This window comes from Hydrocoleum sp. CS-953 (assembly GCF_002260545.1).
Classification (GTDB): Bacteria; Cyanobacteriota; Cyanobacteriia; order Cyanobacteriales; family Microcoleaceae; genus Trichodesmium.
Genome location: NZ_LGSU01000831.1, coordinates 1 through 4902 on the forward strand (window position 1 = coordinate 1; position 4902 = coordinate 4902).

Annotated in this window: 2 protein-coding genes and 2 pseudogenes; 2 read left to right on the forward strand and 2 right to left on the reverse strand. The window is 36.5% G+C overall.

Going from position 1 to position 4902, the window contains the following annotated elements; translation table 11 throughout:
• Window positions 1-267: 267 nt before the first annotated feature.
• Window positions 268-687: pseudogene (locus tag AFK68_RS10555) on the reverse strand (hypothetical protein); the annotation flags it as partial.
• 498 nt (window positions 688-1185) lie between these two features.
• On the opposite strand from AFK68_RS10555, the gene serA reads away from it, so the two are divergent.
• Together serA and prmA are read left to right on the forward strand one after the other, a co-directional pair.
• Entirely contained in the window at window positions 1186-2769 is a 1584-nt protein-coding gene (gene serA, locus AFK68_RS10565) for a phosphoglycerate dehydrogenase (RefSeq protein ID WP_094672665.1), read from the forward strand.
• 226 nt (window positions 2770-2995) lie between these two features.
• On the forward strand, window positions 2996-3889 hold the full coding sequence (gene prmA, locus AFK68_RS10570; RefSeq protein WP_094672666.1) for a 50S ribosomal protein L11 methyltransferase: 894 nt from the start codon (window positions 2996-2998) through the stop codon (window positions 3887-3889).
• Between the two features lie 258 nt (window positions 3890-4147).
• Here prmA and AFK68_RS41480 read toward each other — a convergent pair.
• Window positions 4148-4665: pseudogene (locus tag AFK68_RS41480) on the reverse strand (hypothetical protein); the annotation flags it as partial.
• Between the last annotated feature and the right edge of the window lie 237 nt (window positions 4666-4902).

The following is a 4902-nucleotide window of genomic DNA, read 5'->3' on the forward strand; positions in this document are numbered from 1 at the left end:
CACAGGTAAAAAAGCTAGTAGTTTTATATTTAGTTTATCAACCATAAAAGAAGTTAAAGTTATAAATCTCATATTGTCATTGCGAGGCGGATACTAACAAGTTAACTCCGAGGAGAAAGCCAGAAGTTAGCTGAAGCAATATCACATTATGTGAAAATAGATTGCCACGGGAGGTAATGATTAAATCAACTAAAATATCTACTTTCCCATCCCCCCTCGCAATGACAAAATTCGGTCATTTTGCCAGATATCATCTTACACTTCCTTCTAACTTTCCGGTGCAGAATATCCTTGAATATTTTCTGGTTTAAACTGATATAAAGTCCGAGTTGCTAAACGAGTCAAAGCTTCCGAACCTTTCACAACAACTAAATATTTACCTGCTTTCAGACGATTACGATAAGGTAAAGCATCACCACCACCAATAACCAAACCCACTCCACCACCAACAAAAGTTCCACCCATTGCACCAGAAATAGCACCCAATATTCCCCCAATAAAATGATTGCCAAATTCCCCTGCCCAAGCAAAAGTATTCAAACCAGTAATCAAACTAAAAGTAGTACCAGCAGCAAAACCAAAAGGTACAAGCCAAATTACCATCCGCATTGCTTGTTTGCGGGCCTGTTCATTAGGATCTATCAGGCCATATTCATCGGCAGTTTGATAACCCCGGCCCAATATCGCAGAAAGATTTTAGATTGCTTTTATTAANCACCCAATATTCCCCCAATAAAATGATTGCCAAATTCCCCTGCCCAAGCAAAAGTATTCAAACCAGTAATCAAACTAAAAGTAGTACCAGCAGCAAAACCAAAAGGTACAAGCCAAATTACCATCCGCATTGCTTGTTTGCGGGCCTGTTCATTAGGATCTATCAGGCCATATTCATCGGCAGTTTGATAACCCCGGCCCAATATCGCCACTTGTTTCATAGGCAAACCTTCTTTTTCTAAAGCAGAATAGGCAGCCTCAGCTTCAATACGGTCTGATAATACAGCGACAAGATAATTCATAGAAGTTAATAAAAGCAATCTAAAATCTTTCTGACAATCAATTAAATTATAGGCCCATGCTGGTACTCTAAAGGGTAAAGTTGTTATTTAAGGCACAAAAAAATCAAGCTGAAGCAAAAGTTTCAGTCAGAAAAACAATCAAATAACCTAAATTATTCAATTAACTACTATGCCAAAAGTTCTTGTATCAGACTCAATAGATAAAAGTGGAATAGATATTCTTTCCCAAGTAGCTCAGGTAGATGTAAAAACAGGTCTGCCTGCAGAAGAATTGGCAAAAATCATACCAGAATATGATGCTTTAATGATTCGCTCTGGTACTAAAGTTACTAAAGAAATCATAGAAGCTGCAACACAACTAAAAATTATTGGTCGCGCTGGAGTAGGGGTAGATAATGTAGATATACCAGAAGCAACTCGTAAAGGTATTGTGGTAGTTAACTCACCAGAAGGAAATACCATTGCAGCAGCAGAACACGCCCTGGCCATGATGATGTCTATGTCGCGCCACGTTGCAGAGGCTAACCAATCAATTATCGATGGTAAATGGGACCGTAAAAAGTTTATGGGGGTAGAGGTCTACAAAAAAACTCTCGGTGTTGTTGGTTTGGGTAAAATTGGCTCCCATGTAGCTAAGGTGGCGAAAGCTATGGGTATGAAAATTTTGGCCTACGATCCATTTATTTCTGCAGAAAGGGCAGAACAGTTGGGTTGTACTTTGGTAGATATGGAACTATTAGTCCAAGAGTCTGATTATATTACTCTCCACATACCCAAAACTGACGAAACTTATCATTCTATTAATGCTGAAACTTTTGCCAAAATGAAGCCTACAGCTCGGATTATTAATTGTGCTAGAGGTGGAATTATTGATGAAGTTGCTTTAGCTGAAGCTTTAAAAGAAGGAAAAATTGCTGGAGCTGCTTTAGATGTTTATGAAAATGAACCTCTAGAAGCTGAGTCTCCACTACGAGAGTTGGGGCAAAAAATTGTCTTGACTCCTCACTTGGGTGCTTCTACTGCTGAAGCTCAAGTGAATGTGGCAATAGATGTGGCTGAACAAATTCGAGATGTATTGTTAGGGTTGCCTGCTAGATCGGCAGTGAATATTCCTGGTATGTATCCTGATACATTGAAAAAACTTAAGCCCTATTTGTTATTGGCCGAAACTCTTGGTAATTTGGTCAGTCAGTTAGCAGGTGGACGTATTGATTTTCTCAATGTTCGTCTTGAAGGAGATTTGGCCACTGTGGATAGTAAACCTGTAGTAATAGCGGCCTTGAAGGGTTTACTTTCCCAAGCTTTGCGAGAGCGCGTCAATTATGTTAACGCTTCTATTGAAGCTAAGGAAAGAGGTATTCGAGTAGTTGAAACTAAAGATGATTCGATACGGGATTATACTGGTTCGTTGCAGTTGGAAGCAAAGGGTTCTCTAGGAGACCATATTGTTCGTGGTGCTTTACTCGGAGGAGATGAGATTCGGATTACTAATATTGATGGTTTCCCCATTAATGTCCCTCCTAGTCCATATATGTTATTGACTCTCCACCGAGATTTGCCTGGAATTATTGGTAAAATAGGTTCACTTCTAGGTAGTTTTAATGTCAATATTGCCAGTATGCAGGTGGGTCGTAAAATTGTTCGGGGTGATGCGGTGATGGTATTAAGTGTTGATGACCCATTGCCAGAAGCAATATTAACTGAAATTCTCAAAGAAGAAGGAATTAGAAATGCTTATACGGTTGCTCTGTAGAATTTAGAATTAAACCTCATTGAAATCTAGAATTTAGAATTTAAAATGTAGAATTAAAGGTAAATTTACCAATTCAGAACTCTGAATTATATAGAGGTAAATTTACTAATTCAGAATTCTAAATTCTATTTGAGCAATTCTGAATTATGTAGAGGTAAATTTACCAATTCAGAATCCTAAATTCTGAATTCTAAATCCTAAATTCTAAATTTTAAATTCTATTTTTATGGCATATAACTGGTGGGAAATTAGAGTCTTATCTAACCAAAGTCTGGAGGAGGTAATTTTCTGGCGTCTGGATAGTTTTGGTTGCCGGGGGACGGCGAGTCAGGTTAAAGGTAATGATTGTTTGGTATTGGCTTATTTACCAGAAGACCAAACTCAACTGTTGGACTTATCCGCTCTGGCTTTAAATCTGCGTCAAGATGCTCTATGTATGAATTTACCAGCTCCAGTGATGGATTGGAATTTAATTGAGGAAGAAGATTGGGCAAGTAGTTGGAAGCAATATTGGCAACCTCAAGAAATTGGCGATCGCTTTCTGATTCATCCTGCTTGGTTAGCTTTACCAGATAAGTCAGATAGAATTATTCTCCGTTTAGATCCAGGAGCTGCTTTTGGTACTGGTACTCATCCTACTACAGAATTATGTTTGGAGTCGCTAGAAATGCGCTTGGGTTTGGAACCTAATCCTGAAGCAGTAATTGCTGATATTGGTTGTGGTAGTGGTATTTTGTCTATTGGATCGGCATTATTAGGAGTACGTCAAATTTATGCTGTAGATATTGATCCTTTGGCAATTAGATCGACTATTAATAATGGAAAATTAAATCAAATAGAGCAGGAAAAATTAATTGTTGAACAGGGAGATATTGAGGATTTAATTAAATTAGTTCCTGAACCTGTAGATGGTATAGTTTGTAATATTTTAGCTGAGGTTATTATTGATATAATTCCGCGTCTCGAAGCGATCGCTAAACCGACAAGTTGGGGAATTATGAGTGGTATTTTATTAGAACAAGCTAAATCAATTGCTGATACTTTAGAACAGAATGGTTGGGTTGTAGCTACTCTTTGGAAGCGAGAAGAGTGGTGTTGTTTTAATATTCGGCGGTCTTAAATAATTAGGGAATAGGGAGTAGGGAGTAGGGGAGTGGGGGAGTAGGGAGAAGGCTTTATACTTAAGGTAAAAATTCAATTATTAAATAATAAATATACTCAATATAGTCCCATGAGACCTTTTTGATAATTACCGAAAAATTCAGGTATAAAGCCTCTCGATTCATTGATAAAAAAGAAAAAAAATCCTTTTAGCCAATCCTCTTCTTTTGTATTTCCTTCTATTTCAAGATAAAAAAAGTGCTAGGATATTTCCTANAAAATTATTAATCCCTTTCCTACAAAAGAATTAATTCCGGGAAATACCCGCAAACTTCCTAATAAAACTAGCAAAATTTCTATCAAAGCAACAATTGAACCATAATGCTTTGGGTCCCAATAAGAAATAGGGCTAATAAATCTATAATTACTAAAAGGGAAAAAGTGTCTGTGAGCATCATCATTATGTACTGGCAAATCTAGTAGAGAATGCAGGATTAAACTAATACAAATTACCTGCATAATTTGCCAACCAAAGTAGTAAGAAATTAGCAATCCAATTATAGCCAAAGGAATAGAATGAAAGATGGCAACAAGATTTTGGATTAATGGTTGATAATATGCTTCTGACCAAATTTTTGCCTCTGGTAAACGAGCAATAAATTTTGCCCAAAAGTAGAAAATAAAGATAGGAATATCAGGTAAAATTCCACCTATTACAATAGCAAGATTAGCTTGTGGTAGTAGAGGTTTAGTCAGAAGTGCGAGATTAATAATGGCATGACTTGGTGTATTCATTAGATTAAAATTTTCAAGGTTATATTATGTTCTTTGAAGTTAATAATATAAAATCCGTAATTTTTCTGGGTAAACCCAGTTTTTGCTGATTTATACTTTGTTAAATAGTTAGCTTAACTTACCATTACCTATTTCACTATTTTCCTAAATCTAATAATTTTCTATTTTAACTAATTTTTTGATTCATTTATGATGAGTTTCTATTTTGCCATTCAGATAAAGCTACATCAACTAAAG